Below are 14896 nucleotides of genomic sequence, written 5' to 3'. Positions count from 1 at the left end.
CGCCCGTGCCCAAGCCGCCTAGAAGCCCGATATCCGTCACTTTTTAAGTGTTTGTGGCCCATGTCCTTCAACACCTTCGGCCAGCTTTTCCGCGTCACCACCTTCGGCGAGAGCCACGGCGTGGCGATCGGCGGCGTGATCGACGGCTGCCCCCCCGGCCTCACTTTCCGACTGGAGGACGTGCAGGCGGCGCTGGACCGGCGCCGGCCCGGCACATCGCGATTCACCACCCAGCGCCGCGAGCCGGACGAGGTGAAGATCCTCTCCGGCGTGCTCACGAGCGAGGACGGCACGCTGACCTCCACCGGCACGCCGATCGGCTTCCTGATCGAGAATGTCGACCAACGCTCCAAGGACTATTCGGCGATTTCCGAGAGCTACCGCCCCGGCCATGCCGATTACGCCTATGACGTGAAATACGGCCTGCGCGACCATCGCGGCGGCGGGCGCTCCTCCGCGCGCGAGACCGCGGTGCGCGTCGCGGCGGGGGCGATCGCCCGCCTCGTGCTGCCCGGCATGACCGTGCGCGGCGCGCTGGTGCAGATGGGCGAGATCAGCATCGACCGCGCCAACTGGGACGACGCGGAGATCGGCCGCAACCCGTTCTTCTGCCCGGATGCCGAGGCGGCGGCGCGGATGGAGAGCTATCTCGACGGCATCCGCAAATCCGGTTCCTCGGTCGGCGCGGTGATCGAGATCGTGGCCGAAGGCGTGCCGCCGGGCCTCGGCGCCCCGATCTACGGCAAGCTCGACGCGGATCTGGCCGGCGCGCTGATGAGCATCAACGCGGTGAAGGGCGTGGAGATTGGCGAGGGCTTCGCCTCCGCCGCGCTGACCGGCGAGAACAATGCCGACGAGATGCGCATGGGCAATGACGGGCGCCCGGTGTTCCTCGCCAACCATGCCGGCGGCATTCTCGGCGGCATCTCCACCGGGCAGCCGGTGGTGGCGCGTTTCGCGGTGAAGCCGACCTCCTCGATCCTCACCCCGCGCCAGACCGTGACCCGCCATGGCGAGAACGCCGACATCGTGACCAAGGGCCGCCACGACCCGTGCGTCGGCATCCGCGCGGTGCCGGTGGGCGAGGCCATGGTCGCCTGCGTGCTGGCCGACCATTTCCTGCGCAACCGCGCGCAGGTCGGCACCCCGCCGCAATGGCCCTTCCCGCGCTGACGACGCCATCGACGGGCGCGCGGGCGACGCGGCTCTATTTCACAGGCGCCTCCTGCGCCGGCGTGACCACGCTCGGGCGGGCCGTCGCCCGGCGGCTCGGCCTGCGCCATGTCGATGTCGACGCGTTCTATTGGGCGCCGACTGATCCGCCCTACACGGTGAAGAACTCGCCCGAACAGCGCGTGGCGGGGATCGCCGGCGCGCTGGGCGCCGACGGCTGGGTGCTGACCGGCGCGTTCGACGGCTGGGGCGACGCGCTGATCGCCGACGTCGATCTGATTGTCTTCGTCGCGACCGATACCGCCCTGCGCATGGAGCGGCTGGCAGCGCGCGAGCGCCAGCGGCACGGCGCGCGGATCGATCCCGGCGGCGACATGCACGCGGCGCACCTCGCCTTCCGGCGCTGGGCGGAGGGCTACGACACGCCCGGCTTCGACGGCCGCAACCGCGCGCGCCACGAGGCGTGGCTGGCGCGGCAGCGGGCGCCCGTGCTGCGTGCCGACGGCGCCGACGCCCTCGACGATCTGGTGGCGCGGGTGCTCGACGCCCTCACCGGATTGGCCTGACACGGCGACTGTGCCGCACCGCAATTTCAGTATTGCTGAAAACATCCGCCACCTTCATTGCTACTGAACCTCGCCGGGCATATGTTGCCGGCATGAAACTCGCGGACTGGCTCCAGACCACCGGCACGACACGCAGCGCCTTTGCGCGCGCGGTCGGCCTGTCGCCCGCCAGCATCACCGCGCTGTGCAAGGACCAGCAGGCCTGGGTCTCGCGGGAAGCGGGCGCGCGCATCGCCGCCGCCACGGGCGGCGCCGTGACGCCGAACGACTTCCTCGGGCTCGATATCGGTGAGGTGACGGACATGAGCGACAATCTGGCGAGCCGCGTCGAGGCCGCGATCGAAGCCTTCAAGCGCGGCGAGATGCTGGTGGTCACCGATGACGATGACCGCGAGAACGAGGGCGACCTGATCGTCGCCGCGCAGTTCGCCACCCCGGAGAAGATGGCGTTCATCGTGCGCCACACCTCCGGCATCGTGTGCACGCCGCTCACCGCCGAGCACGCCAAGCGGCTGCGCCTGTCGCCCATGGTGAGCGACAACGACGCGCCGCACTCCACCGCCTTCACCATTTCCGTCGACTACAAGCACGGCACCACCACCGGCATTTCTGCCGAGGACCGCACCGCCACCGTGCGCGGGCTCGCCAATTCCAATGCCGGCGCCGCCGATTTCGTGCGCCCCGGCCACATCTTCCCGCTGATCGCCCGCGAGGGCGGCGTGCTGATGCGTTCGGGTCATACCGAAGCGGCGGTCGATCTGTGCAAGCTCGCCGGGCTGGAGCCGGTCGGCGTGATCTGCGAGCTGGTCAATGACGACGGCACGGTGATGCGCGGGCCGAAGGTTACCGATTTCGCCGGCGCGCACGGGCTCACGCGCATTTCGGTCGCCGACCTCATCGCCTATCGCCAGGTGCGCGAGAAGCTGGTGACGCGCGCCGCCGAGTTCACCGCCCCCACGGCGGTCGGCGAGATGCACGGCATTTCCTATGTCACCCCGTTCGAGCCGGTGAACCACCTCGCTTTGGTGCATGGCCGGATCGGCGACGGGCGCGACGTGCTGGTGCGCCTGCACCGCGCCGACCCGATCGGCGACGTGTTCACCGGCGGCAAGGCGATCCGCGCCTCGCTGGAGCGCATCAAGGCCGAGGGGCGCGGCGTGCTGGTCTATCTGCGCGACGGCACCTCCGGCGTGCCGGTCACCAGCGTCGGCGAGACCGACAAGATGGATTCCTCGCGGCTGCGTGACGAGCAATGGCGCGAGATCGGGCTCGGCGCGCAGATTCTCCGGGACCTCGGCATCTCGTCGATTCGCCTGCTGGCCTCGCGCCATCGCACCTATGTCGGCGTGGCCGGCTTCGGCATCGAGATCACCGGCACCGAAACGCTGGACGGCTGAGCGCGCACCCCGGCACCGTCGCTCACGCGAATGGCATAAACCGCGCCACCCTGCCCGCAATTTCGGCTTCTGGCGACCTGCCGGCCGTGTCACCATCCTTCGTGACGGTTTCCTGACATGTCGGGAGCCCGTCACCGATGGAGGTGGCGATGCCGTATGTGCGTTCGTGGCTGCTCCTGTTGGCGATGCTGTCCGCGTCGTGGACGGCTTCCGGCGCATGGACAACCCGTGCGCAGGCGGCCGAGCCGCGGGATGCCGGACAGGTGGATGTCGAGCTGGTGCTGGCGGTCGACGTCTCCTACTCCATGGACCTCGACGAACTGGCGCTGCAGCGCGACGGCTACATCTCCGCCGTCACCTCCGAGGAATTTCTCAACGCGCTGAAGCTCGGGCCGAACGGGCGCGTCGCCATGGCCTATGTGGAATGGGCGGGCTCGGACGAGCAGAAGCTGGTGGTGGACTGGACCGTGATCGGCAATGCCGACGACGCCGCCGGCTTCGCCGACGCCATCCGACAGGCGCCGCTGCGGCGGGTGTACCGCACCTCGATCTCGGGGGCGATGGAGTTCAGCGCCACGCTGATCGAGGGCAATGCCTTCAAAGGGCTGCGGCGCGTCATCGACATTTCCGGCGACGGCACCAACAATCAGGGCCCGATGGTCGACATGACCCGCGACGATCTCGTGAAGCGCGGCATCACCATCAACGGGCTGCCGCTGATCCTGAAGGAACCGGCCGGCTCGATGCTCGATATCCCCCAGCTCGACATCTATTACGAGGACTGCGTGATCGGCGGGCCGGGCGCCTTCGTCATCCCGGTGCGCGGCACGCACGAATTCGCCACCGCGATCAAGACCAAGCTGGTGCTGGAAATCGCCGGCGTGAAGCCACCGCCGGAGCAGATCGTCCATTACGCCAGCGACGAGAAGCGGGTCTCGTGCACCATAGGCGAGCGCATGTGGATGGAGCGCTGGGGGAACTGAGACGCGGGACGACGGGGCCGCATCCAAGCCCGCTAGCGCCGGAACACGCCAATCAGCTCGACATGGGTGGAATAGAGGAACTGGTCGACCGGCGTCACGCTCTCCAGCCGGTAGCCGCCATCGACCAGCAGCCGGGCGTCGCGGGCGAAGGTCGCCGGATCGCAGGACACACCGATCACCAGCGGCACCTTTGACGCCGCCAACTGGCGGGCCTGCGCCTCCGCGCCCTGGCGCGGGGGGTCGAACACCACGGCGTCGTAGGCTTTCAGCTCCATCGGCAGCAGCGGGCGGCGGAACAGGTCGCGCGCCTCGGCGGCAATGGGCTTGAGGCCGGCGGTAAAGCGCGCCGCCTTCCCCAGTGCCTCGACAGCGCCGGCATGGGATTCGAACGCGCCGACGCGGGCGATCTCGGCGAGGCGCAGCGCGAAGGTGCCGACGCCGCAGAACAGATCCGCGACATGCTTCGCCTTCGCCGCTGTCACCGCCGCGAGCACGGCCTGCGCCAGCACCGCCTCGCCCTCGGCGGTGGCCTGAAGGAACGAACCCGGCGGCAGCGCGACGCGGGCACGGCCCATGGTCAGCATCGGCGGCTCGCGCTGCAGCACCAGCTCGCCATGGCGCGTGAGGCGCGCCAGCCGATGCTCGCCCGCCAGCCGCGCCAGCATCGCGACGCGCGCGGGCTTGAGCGGGCCGGAGCCGCGCACATCCATGTCGAGCCCGGTCTCCGTGGCGGTGACCTGAATGTCGAGTGGCTTGGCCAGCGGCGCCAGCACCTGCGCCACCGCCCAGGCGGCCGGCAGCGCCCCGTCCAGCGAGGATGCGAGGATCGGGCAGGCATCGATGGCGACCACGGCATGGCTGCGCCGGCCGGCAAAACCGACCGCCAGCACATCCTGCCCCGGCCGGGCGCTGCCGGCGGTGCCGCGCGCATGGAAGGTGGCGCGGCGCCGGCCCTCGCCATGGGCGGCGACCAGCTCGCCAACCGGCGCCTCCAGTCGCTCGCGGGCCAGCGCATCGACCACCAGAGCGCGCTTCCACTGCCGGTAGGGCTCGGCCTGCCAATGCTGGAAGGTGCAGCCGCCGCACAGGCCGACATGGCGGCAGATGGGCTCGACGCGCTCCGCGCTCGGCTCAAGCACCGAGACGAGGCGGGCGCGATCGCCCTCGCGCTCGACCTCGACCCGCTCGCCGGGCAGGGCCAGCGGCACATAGACCGGCCCCTCCGGCGTGTCGGCAATGGCGTCGCCGCGATGGCCGAGCCGGTCGATGGTCAGGGTGACGAGCGAGGTGAGGGACATGTCGTTCAGCTCCGCGCCGCCACCAGCAGGAATTCCTCATTGCCGTCGCCACCCGCGATCGGCGAGGCGAGCCGATGCGAGACCACCCAGCCGAGTTCGGCGAGCCGGGCGACGATGCGGTCGACCACGTCGAGGCGCGCGCGGGCGTCCTTCACGATGCCGCCCTTGGAGAGATGAGCGCGGCCGACCTCGAATTGCGGCTTCACCAGCGCCACCAGCCGGCCCGAGGGCGCGGCATGGGCGAGCGCGGCCGGCAGCACGGCGGCGAGGCCAATGAAGCTGACATCGATGGTGACGATATCGGCCGCCGGCACGGCGCCGGGCGCCAGCGTGCGGATGTCGGTCTCCTCCAGCGACACGACGCGCGGATCGCCGCGCAGCCGGGCGTGGAGCTGGTCGCGCCCGACATCCACGGCGTGGACCCGGACGGCGCCGCGCGCCAGCAGCACCTGCGTAAAGCCGCCAGTGGAGGCGCCGACATCGAGCGCCTCAAGACCGGTGACGTCGAGCCCGGCGGCATCGAGCGCGGCTTCCAGCTTGAGGCCGGCGCGGGACACCCATTCATAGGCCTCGCGCGCCTCGATATTGGCGGCGGGGTCGATCATGTCGGAGGGCTTGACCAAAGGCCGGCCGGCGACGCGCACCAGCCCGGCATTGATCGCGGCCTGCGCGCGGGCGCGGCTGTCGAACAGGCCGCGCGCCACCAGCACGCGATCGGCGCGCTCGCGTGCCGGACTGTCCTGCGCCGCCACGACCGGCCGTCAGCCCAGCAGGGCGGCGGGCACCGCCGAGCCGGCGTTTACTCCGCCCGCGCCGAGACCGAGCGTGCCGAGCACGCCGCGCACGATACCATCCGTATCGAGGCCGGCGGCCTTGAGCTGCGCGGCGGGGGTGTCGTGATCGAGGAAGCGGTCCGGCAGGTGCAGCGTGCGCACCTTGAGCCCGCGCGCCAGCGCGCCCTCTTCCGCCAGCAGGGTGAGAACATGGCTGCCGAAGCCGCCAATGGCGCCCTCCTCCACCGTGACCAGCACCTCGTGCTCGCGGGCGAGCCGCAGGATCAGTTCGCGGTCGAGCGGGCGGGCGAAGCGGGCATCGGCGACGGTGGTCGAGAGGCCGAAGCCGCCCAGTTGCTCGGCCGCCGCAAGGCAGGGGGCGAGCCGGGTGCCGAGCGACAGCAGCGCGACTTTGGTGCCCTCGCGCACGATGCGCCCGCGCCCGATCTCCAGCGGAACGCCATGGGCGGGACGTTCGGCGCCAACGCCCTCGCCGCGCGGATAGCGGAAGGCGATCGGACCCTCGTCATAGGCGCTCGCGGTGGCGACCATATGGACCAGTTCGGCCTCGTCGGCCGCCGCCATCACCACCATGCCCGGCAGACAGGCCAGCATCGGCACGTCGAACGCCCCGACATGGGTCGCGCCATCCGCACCGACCAGCCCGGCGCGGTCGATGGCGAAGCGCACCGGCAGGCGCTGGATCACCACGTCATGCACGATCTGGTCATAGGCGCGCTGCAGGAAGGTGGAATAGAGCGCGCAGAACGGCTTGTAGCCCTCGGTCGCCAGCCCGGCGGCGAAGGTCACGGCGTGCTGCTCGGCGATGCCGACATCGAAGCTGCGCTCGGGGAATTCGCGGGCGAACAGGTCGAGCCCGGTGCCGGCCGGCATGGCGGCGTTGATGGCGACGATCTTGTCGTCGCGCCGCGCCTCGTCGATGAGGCTCTCGGCGAAGACGGAGGTGTAGCTCGGGGCGTTGGAAACCGCTTTCTTCTGCGTGCCGGTGGCGACGTCGAAGCGCTGCACGCCGTGATATTTGTCGGCCGACGCCTCCGCCGGCGGATAACCCTTGCCCTTCTGGGTGACGACATGGACCAGGATCGGCCCCGCCTCGGAATCGCGCACATTGCGCAGAACCGGGAGCAGATGGTCGAGATTATGCCCGTCGATCGGGCCGACATAATAGAAGCCGAGTTCCTCGAACAGCGTGCCGCCGGTCCAGAAGCCGCGCGCGAACTCTTCCGCCCGCGCCGCCTGCCGGCCGAAGAACTTCGGCAGATTGCCGGCGAGCTGCTTTGCGGTCTCGCGCAGGGAGCGGTAGGTGCGCCCGGACAGGAGACGGGCGAGATAGGCCGACATCGCGCCCACGGGCGGGGCGATCGACATGTCGTTGTCGTTGAGGATGACGATGAGGCGCGAATCCATCGCGCCGGCATTGTTCATCGCCTCATAGGCCATGCCCGCCGACATCGCGCCGTCGCCGATGACGCAGACCACGTTGCGCCGGCCCGCCTCCGGGTCGAGCGCGGCCTGGAGATCGCGCGCGACCGCCATGCCGAGCCCGGCAGAGATCGAGGTCGAGGAATGGCCGGCGCCGAACGGGTCGTAGGTGCTCTCGGTGCGGTTGGTGAAGCCGGAAAGCCCCGCGCCCATGCGCAGCGTGCGGATGCGCTCGCGGCGGCCGGTCAGTATCTTGTGCGGGTAGCACTGATGGCCGACATCCCAGATCAACCGGTCATGAGGCGTATCAAAGACGTGGTGCAGCGCGACGGTAAGCTCCACCACGCCAAGCCCGGCGCCCAGATGCCCGCCGGTGACGGACACCGCGTCGATGGTCTCCTCGCGAAGCTCGGCCGCGAGTTGCGGCAGCTTCTCGTCGGACAGCCGACGAAGGTCGGCCGGCTCACGGATCGTGTCGAGGAGCGGCGTCGAGGGACGGGTCAAGTATGTCTCCGGTCTATCACCCAACCCCATAAAGCAAGATGGGGGCCTTTGGGCGAAGGTCAACGGCATACACAATGCGTCCCCGCCGCGCAACGCGCGGGCGCACCCCGGCGTGCCGGTGCGCGATACCGTCAGCAGCCGCCTTGCACTAAACCGCATGTGGAGACCGGCGCCGGCAGCGGCGCAAAGATTGGCATCGCGCCCGAGCTTCCGTTAGAACCGCTTCATGAATGAGGCAGCGCCGGTGAGCGCGGAATCGGCCGTCGAGGGCCAGCAGTCGACCGGCGAGGCCACACCCCGCCGGCTGGTGCTGTTCCTCCCGGGCCACGACCCCACCGATATGGACTATCACCACGGCCGCTTCGCCCATCAGGCGCAGCGCTTCGCAAGCCTGTGGTCGTTCGGGGTGGAGGTGTCCGGCCGCATCGATGACGGCGCGGCGCCGCTCGCGCGCTGGGACGTGCGCACCCATGGGCCGAACTGGCGGCAGGAGACCGAATACGGCATCCTGCGCTGGGAGGATATCGTCGTCGAACTCGACGACCGGCCCAATCATGTGCGGCTGTGGCGGGGCTTTGCCGCGCTCATCGAATTCCTGATCAACGGCACTGCCGGGCGCTATGTGAAGGCGAGCCCGCGCTATGGCGGGTTTTTCTTCTTTCCCTTCGTCATCATCGCCCTGTTCGCGGCGGCTGGCGCGCTGGCCGGCGGGATCGCGGCCGCACTGGCTGCGCCCTTCGTGCCGACAATCGCGGCGGTGCTGCTCGGCGCCCTCGTCGCGGCCGGCGTGTTCATGGGGCTGTTCCACCAGCCCGGCCGGCGCTGGCGGCTGCATCAGGCGCTCGACGACTGGGATGTCGCGCGCCAGTATCTGCGCGGCGAGGTGGCGATCCTCGACAAACGGCTCGACCGCTTCGCCGACATCGTCATCGAGAAGCTGCGCTCGGGCGCCTATGGCGAAATCCTGCTGGTCGGCCATAGCCTGGGCGCGACGCTGATGCTCGGCGTGCTCGACCGGGTGCTCGACCGCGAGCCCTCGCTGGCCGCTGGTCCGGTGCGGCTGAGCCTTCTGACCTGCGGGGCGACCATCCCCAAGCTGGCCCTGCACCCGCAGGGCGAGCGCGTCCGCCGGCAGGCGGCGCGGGTGGCGGGCGCGAAGGGCATCCACTGGGTGGAGTACCAGGCCCGGCACGACGCCATCAATTTCTACAAGTTCCATCCGGTCACGCTGACGCGCAGCGAGTTCGACATGGAAAACCTCGGCGCTCCGGTACTGCGCAACGCCAATATCAAGACCATGCTGACGCCGGAAAAACTCCGGAAGCTGCGCTGGTCAACCATGCGCATCCATTACCAGTTCATGCTGGCCAATGAGCGCCCGGCCTCCTACGACTATTTCATGTTCGCGCTCGGCCCGATCCGCTTTTCCGACCTCACCTACAGCCCGGACGGACCGATCGGCCATTTCGCGCCGGACGGCTCGCGTCGCGACGCGCCCAACTGACGGACCTTTCATGAACCTCCTTCTCGCCGCCAAGATCGTCTGGGCCTCCGGGGTCATCGGCTGGTATCTCATCCGCATCCCGTTCGAGCGCAAGGTGAAGCGCGAGCGCGTGGTCGACGTGCGCGACCGGCTGCGCGAGACCGTGCTGCTGATGTGCTCGACCTGCGGGCTCGGTATCGTGCCGCTGCTCTGGGCCACCTCCCGCGTGTTCAATTTCGCGAACTATCCCTATTCCTGGGTGCAGTTCGCGCTCGGCACCGCCGTGTTCATCTTCAGCCTCTGGCTGTTCCGCCGCACCCACAAGGACCTCGGCAAGAACTGGTCGGTGACGCTGGAGATCAAGGACAGCCACAAGCTGATCACCGGCGGTGTCTACCGCCATGTGCGCCACCCCATGTATTCCGCCTTCTTCCTGTGGGCGCTGGCGCAGCTCATCCTGATCCCGAACTGGATCGCCGGCCCGGCCGGCTTCATCGGCTTCGGCATCCTGTTCGCCTTCCGCGTCGGTCGCGAAGAAGCGATGATGCTGGACACGTTCGGCAAGGAATATCAGGATTACATGGCGCGCACCGCACGGGTGGTGCCGGGCATCTACTGAGGGGCGACGATGCTGGAACTGCGACCGGGCTGCGAGTGCTGCGACCGCGACCTGCCACCCGGCGCGCGCGACGCCTTCATCTGCTCCTTCGAGTGCACCTATTGCGCGGACTGCGCGGAAAATGTGCTCGGCGGCGCCTGCCCCAATTGCGGGGGCGAACTGGTGCGCCGTCCGGTGCGCCCGGCGGCCAAGCTCGCAGCCAACCCGCCCTCACGGGTGCGGGTGTTCAATCCGGACGGATGCCGCAAGGCGAAGGCGAGCTGAGAGCGGGCACGCCTGCTTCGCCATGCAGCCGCACGGCGCGGAAGCCGGAGGCGGCGATATCGTCGCAGAGCGCCGCCCATTGGCAGCCCAGGCACGCGGCGCGGATCGTCCCTTCGGCAAAGCCCGCGCGCAGCCGGGCGATGGTCGCGGCGTCGAGCGCGAGGCTCGCGCCCGCCTCCAGCGACCGGCCGAGATGGAGGCTGAGCGCCTCGCGCGCCTGCGCGTCGCGCTCTTTTATGCTGGCATTGAAGCAGTGATGGCCGTCTGCCAGCATCGGGGCACAGATCTCGTCCGGCCCCTCCACAAGTTCCGCCGCCTCCCCCGCCTCCAGCCGCGCCACCACGCGGTCGTAATGGGCGACGAAGGCCGGGGTGTAGCCCTTGCCGACATAGGTCAGCAGGCACAGCAGATGATGGGCGCGCAGGCGCACCGTCATGGCGCGCCGCTTAATGCGGGTCGAGCGGCTGCACGCCCGGCCGGCCGTCGGCGCCGAGCGTGATCTTTTCCACCCGCGCCTCGGCGTCCTTCAGCAGCGCGTCGCAACGCGCTTTGAGCGCCTCGCCGCGGGCATAGAGCGCGATCGATTCCTCAAGCGGGACATTGCCGGCTTCCAGCTTGCCGACAATCGTCTCCAGCTCGGCCAGCGCTTTCTCGAAGCTCAGGCCGACAACATCCGCCGCATCGGTCATGGCGCTCTCCCTCATTCGCGAATCCGTTTCCGGCCCCGCTTATACAGGATCACCCGCGCATGAGCGCCGTCACATGTGCGGAAGCGGAGCGTGCGAGGCCCTCAAGGTCGTAGCCGCCTTCCAGCACCGAGACGATCTTGCCGCCGCAATGCTTGTCGGCGACGTCCATCAGCTTCTTGGTGACCCAGGCGAAATCGTCTTCCAGCAGGTTGAGCGTGGCGAGCGGGTCGCGTGTATGGGCGTCGAAGCCGGCGGAGATGATCACCAGTTCCGGGCCGAAGGCATTGAGCCGCGGCAGGATGCGGCTCTCGAACGCCTCCTTGAACTGCTCGCCGCCATCGCCCGAGCGCAGCGGCGCGTTGACGATATTGTCCGACGTGCCGCGCTCGCCCACCGCGCCGGTGCCCGGGAACAGCGGCATCTGGTGGGTCGAGGCGTACATGACGGACGGATCGGACCAGAAGATTTCCTGCGTGCCATTGCCGTGATGCACATCGAAATCGACGATCGCCACGCGGTGGATGCCGTAGGTCTTCTGGGCATGGCGCGCGGCGATGGCGACATTGTTGAACAGGCAGAAGCCCATGGGCGTGCGCGTCTCGGCATGGTGGCCGGGCGGGCGCATCGAGACGAAGGCATTCGTCACCTTACCGGTCATCACCTCGTCGACGCCGAGCACCGCGCCGCCGACCCCGCGCCAGATCGCTTCCCCGGTGCCGGGCGACATCACCGTGTCGCCGTCGATCCGCACCAGACCCTCGGTAGGCATCGCCTCCTCCAGCGCCGCGACGAAATCCTCCGGGTGCACCCGCACAATGTCCTCGCGCGCGCCGACCGGGGCCTGCTCACGGGCGAGCATGGCGAAATTCTCCGCCTCGAACACGCGATTGAGCACGCGCACGCGGTCCGGCCGCTCCGGGTGGCCGGAGGGCGTGAGATGGTCGAGGCAGGCGTCGTGCTGGATGAGCAGGGTGGTCATTGGCGTTCCTTGGACCCTTGTCGGTTCTGGCGGCAGGCGTGTTTGGTCTTGATCCAGATATAGGCAGTGGTGGACGATATGCCACGCACGATGGCCGTGCCACCGGGCGGCCGAGGGTCGCACGGTTTTTTCGCGCCGCCCCTCGGCGGTTGACCCTGCCCCGGCAAACCCTTATCGAGCCGGCTTTTGCAGAGCCGTGCGGCAGGGGCCGCGCGGCGGAAGGAATGAGCGCGTTGAGCGAGCCTGCATCCTATCGGCCCGCGGCCCACCCGCCAACCACGCGGCGGCTGGCGGCGGACCGCGCCGGCATCGAGGAAGCCGCCCGCGTGCTGCGCGCCGGCGGGCTGGTCGCGCTGCCCACCGAGACCGTCTACGGCCTCGCCTGCGACGCCACCGATCCGGTGGCGGTGGCCCGGCTCTATGCCGCCAAGGGGCGCCCCTCCTTCAACCCGCTGATCGCCCATGTGCCGGACCTCGACGCCGCCCGCCGCGTCGGCCATTTTCCGGCCGAGGCGCTCGCGCTGGCGACGCGGTTCTGGCCCGGCCCGCTGACGCTGGTGGTGCCGGCCAAGCCGGAGGCGACGAGCGAGCTAGCCCGCGCCGGCCATTCCAGCGTCGCCATCCGTGTGCCCGCCCATGAGGTGGCCCTCGCCGTGCTGCGCGCGGCCGGCCGGCCGATCGCCGCGCCGAGCGCGAACCGTTCCGGCCATGTCTCGCCCACCACGGCCGAGCATGTGCTCGCCGATCTCGACGGCGCGATCGACCTGATCCTCGATGCCGGCCCCTGCGCCGTGGGCATCGAATCCACCATTCTCGACGCCACCGTTGCGCCCCCCGCCCTGCTGCGCCCCGGCGGGCTCGCGCGGGCGGAGATCGAGCGCGCGCTCGGTGCGAGGCTCGCCCGCCACGCCACGCCGCGGAGCACGGCCGACGAGCTGATTGCGCCGGGCATGATGGCCTCGCATTACGCGCCCTCGGTGCCGGTGCGGCTCGACGCGCGCGAGGTGCGCCCCGGTGAGGCGCTGCTGACCTACGCCGGCGCACGGCCGCCGGGCAGCGCGCACGCCGCCGCGATTCTCGATCTCAGCCCGGGGGCCGACCTGATCGAGGCCGCCGCCAACCTGTTCGCCCATCTGCGCGCGCTCGACACCACCGGCGCCGCCGGCATCGCCGTGGTGCCGCTGCCGCGCGAGGGGCTCGGCGAGGGCATTCGCGACCGGCTGGAGCGCGCGGCCGCGCCGCGCTGAACGACGCCCGGCCGCCGATCGGTGCCGATGCTGGATTCCGCGAGGTCATTAACCGCCCCGCAAGGTTAATCTGCGACAACCATATTTGTCGGCACGCGATGCCTTGCCTGTGGCAGGAGCGACACGGCCGGCAACGGGATTGTTGCGGGCGGTTTGTTGCGTAGGCGTTGTCGCATGGGGGCTATCACTCGATCTCGGCGTCTCGGCCTGTGGGCGGCCCTGCTGGTCGCGGGGACCTGCGGCGCCAGCACCGGCATCGGCCGGCAGGATATTGCGGGCCTGCTCGCCCACCAGCCCGGCATTGCCGAGCGGGCGCGGCTCTCGGTCTATTCCGGCGCCTTCCACACCCTCAAGGCCGCGACCTTCGCCTGGCCCTCCACGCGCTCTCCGCTGCTCGGCACCTCGATCGACGAGCCGCCCCGGATCGGCGGCAGCCTCAATGAGGTGAACCGCGCGCCCAAGGCCGACCGGCTGGCGGCAAACGAGGAACAGACCATCGAGCCGGAAGACCGCGCCGGCCAGCAGACGCCCGAGAGCGTCGCGGGCTCCGGCACCGGGACCGGCGGCGAGAGTCGCGCGACGGCAGCCGGCGGCACCACCGGCACCGGCATCTTCCTCGCCGATGCGGGGATCGGCACCGATCCGCACGAAGCCGACGATGTCGCGGAAGGCACGGACCGCACCGCGCTGGCCTTGGGCGGCGTCGATTCGATCTCGGCCGGCGACCCTACTGGCGACCCCGCCGAGCTTGAGGCGGAGGCGATCACACTCGGCGCCGACGAGAGCGGCGACCGGGCCGATGGCGCCGCGACAGGCGCGGAAACGCGGGCGGTTTCCTTCAGCGCCGCGACGCCGATCTATCGCGAGAGCGCGCTCATCTTCTCCTCGAACCGCGACGCGCTGCCGCCGCAGCCCTTCCTGCATGTCGAGGCGCCGCTGCCCGATAGCGGCACCACCCTCGCCGCCAAGTCCGGCGAGCCGGACGGTCGCCCCCATGCGCTCGGCGGCCCGAGCCCGGCGGAGCGGCTCGGCCTTTCCGGCAAGCGCCTTGAACGCTCGCTGAAATGCCTCGCGGAAGCGGTGTATTTCGAGAGCCGGGGCGAGCCGGAACGCGGCCAGATCGCGGTGGCGCAGGTGGTGATGAACCGCGTCTTCTCCGGCTATTACCCGGCCGATATCTGCCGCGCGGTCTACCAGAACGCCCATCGCAAGCTGGCCTGCCAGTTCACATTCGCCTGCGACAACATCCGCGACGTGGTGACCGAGCCCAAGCTCTGGCAGCAGGCGCAGCGCATCGCCGACGACATGCTGGACGGCAGGATCTGGGACGAGCAGGTGGGCCGTGCCACGCATTACCACGCCCGTTCGGTGCGGCCGAACTGGATCCGCGAGATGCGTAAGCTCGACCGCATCGGTGAGCACACCTTCTACCGCCCCCGGCGCTGGACGAGCTGAGCGGGGCCGCCCCCTCGACGCCC

15 protein-coding genes are annotated in these 14896 nt (G+C 70.0%); 9 read left to right on the top strand and 6 right to left on the bottom strand.

What is annotated here, in order from left to right:
- Nucleotides 1-60 precede the first annotated feature (60 nt).
- From aroC to MKI84_RS07250, 4 genes are all read left to right on the top strand, one after another.
- Nucleotides 61-1173: a chorismate synthase gene (gene aroC / locus MKI84_RS07265; protein ID WP_241617992.1), complete on the top strand. Its 1113-nt coding sequence runs from the start codon at nucleotides 61-63 to the stop codon at nucleotides 1171-1173.
- Nucleotides 1155-1739, top strand: a complete 585-nt coding sequence (locus MKI84_RS07260; RefSeq protein WP_241617991.1) for a P-loop NTPase family protein — start codon at nucleotides 1155-1157, stop codon at nucleotides 1737-1739. The genes aroC and MKI84_RS07260 overlap by 19 nt, the downstream gene beginning before the upstream one ends.
- Nucleotides 1740-1831: 92 nt before the next feature.
- Nucleotides 1832-3136 (top strand): 3,4-dihydroxy-2-butanone-4-phosphate synthase, encoded by a 1305-nt coding sequence (gene ribB / locus MKI84_RS07255; RefSeq protein ID WP_241617989.1) that lies wholly within the window; start codon nucleotides 1832-1834, stop codon nucleotides 3134-3136.
- A 149-nt stretch (nucleotides 3137-3285) separates the two neighbouring features.
- Nucleotides 3286-4119 (top strand): DUF1194 domain-containing protein, encoded by an 834-nt coding sequence (locus tag MKI84_RS07250; RefSeq protein WP_241617987.1) that lies wholly within the window; start codon nucleotides 3286-3288, stop codon nucleotides 4117-4119.
- A gap of 32 nt (nucleotides 4120-4151) precedes the next feature.
- Here MKI84_RS07250 and MKI84_RS07245 read toward each other — a convergent pair whose 3' ends face one another.
- From MKI84_RS07245 to dxs, 3 genes are read right to left on the bottom strand one after another with little or no spacing between them, the layout of a single operon-like run.
- Nucleotides 4152-5417, bottom strand: coding sequence for a class I SAM-dependent RNA methyltransferase (locus tag MKI84_RS07245; RefSeq protein ID WP_241617985.1), 1266 nt, complete (start codon nucleotides 5415-5417; stop codon nucleotides 4152-4154).
- A 5-nt stretch (nucleotides 5418-5422) separates the two neighbouring features.
- Nucleotides 5423-6169, bottom strand: a complete 747-nt coding sequence (locus tag MKI84_RS07240; RefSeq protein ID WP_241617984.1) for a TlyA family RNA methyltransferase — start codon at nucleotides 6167-6169, stop codon at nucleotides 5423-5425.
- Between the two features lie 9 nt (nucleotides 6170-6178).
- Nucleotides 6179-8137 (bottom strand): 1-deoxy-D-xylulose-5-phosphate synthase, encoded by a 1959-nt coding sequence (dxs, locus tag MKI84_RS07235; protein ID WP_241617982.1) that lies wholly within the window; start codon nucleotides 8135-8137, stop codon nucleotides 6179-6181.
- Between the two features lie 226 nt (nucleotides 8138-8363).
- Here dxs and MKI84_RS07230 point away from each other — a divergent pair, with 226 nt between their 5' ends.
- The 3 genes from MKI84_RS07230 to MKI84_RS07220 are packed head-to-tail and all read left to right on the top strand — an operon-like array spanning nucleotide 8364 to nucleotide 10503.
- A complete protein-coding gene (locus MKI84_RS07230) occupies nucleotides 8364-9641 on the top strand; it encodes a hypothetical protein (protein ID WP_241617980.1) in 1278 nt (425 codons plus the stop codon).
- A gap of 10 nt (nucleotides 9642-9651) precedes the next feature.
- Nucleotides 9652-10239: a protein-S-isoprenylcysteine O-methyltransferase gene (locus MKI84_RS07225; RefSeq protein WP_241617978.1), complete on the top strand. Its 588-nt coding sequence runs from the start codon at nucleotides 9652-9654 to the stop codon at nucleotides 10237-10239.
- A 9-nt stretch (nucleotides 10240-10248) separates the two neighbouring features.
- On the top strand, nucleotides 10249-10503 hold the full coding sequence (locus tag MKI84_RS07220) for a DUF1272 domain-containing protein (protein WP_241617977.1): 255 nt from the start codon (nucleotides 10249-10251) through the stop codon (nucleotides 10501-10503).
- Here MKI84_RS07220 and MKI84_RS07215 read toward each other — a convergent pair.
- Genes MKI84_RS07215 through MKI84_RS07205 form a run of 3 tightly spaced genes read right to left on the bottom strand, consistent with a single transcriptional unit; the run spans nucleotide 10466 to nucleotide 12171 of the window.
- Nucleotides 10466-10939, bottom strand: a complete 474-nt coding sequence (locus MKI84_RS07215; RefSeq protein WP_241617975.1) for a DUF1284 domain-containing protein — start codon at nucleotides 10937-10939, stop codon at nucleotides 10466-10468. The genes MKI84_RS07220 and MKI84_RS07215 overlap by 38 nt on opposite strands.
- Nucleotides 10940-10949: 10 nt before the next feature.
- Nucleotides 10950-11192, bottom strand: coding sequence for an exodeoxyribonuclease VII small subunit (locus MKI84_RS07210; protein WP_241617973.1), 243 nt, complete (start codon nucleotides 11190-11192; stop codon nucleotides 10950-10952).
- A 49-nt stretch (nucleotides 11193-11241) separates the two neighbouring features.
- Nucleotides 11242-12171, bottom strand: a complete 930-nt coding sequence (locus MKI84_RS07205) for a histone deacetylase family protein (RefSeq protein ID WP_241617971.1) — start codon at nucleotides 12169-12171, stop codon at nucleotides 11242-11244.
- Between the two features lie 224 nt (nucleotides 12172-12395).
- Between MKI84_RS07205 and MKI84_RS07200 the strand changes: the two genes are divergently transcribed.
- On the top strand, nucleotides 12396-13418 hold the full coding sequence (locus MKI84_RS07200; protein WP_241617969.1) for an L-threonylcarbamoyladenylate synthase: 1023 nt from the start codon (nucleotides 12396-12398) through the stop codon (nucleotides 13416-13418).
- 174 nt (nucleotides 13419-13592) lie between these two features.
- A complete protein-coding gene (locus MKI84_RS07195; protein WP_241617967.1) occupies nucleotides 13593-14873 on the top strand; it encodes a cell wall hydrolase in 1281 nt (426 codons plus the stop codon).
- Nucleotides 14874-14896 lie beyond the last annotated feature (23 nt).

Source organism: Ancylobacter gelatini, assembly GCF_022601675.1.
Lineage (GTDB): Bacteria > Pseudomonadota > Alphaproteobacteria > Rhizobiales > Xanthobacteraceae > Ancylobacter > Ancylobacter gelatini.
The sequence above is the reverse complement of the archived record's forward strand: the minus strand, read 5'-3'. Positions and strand labels throughout refer to the sequence as shown.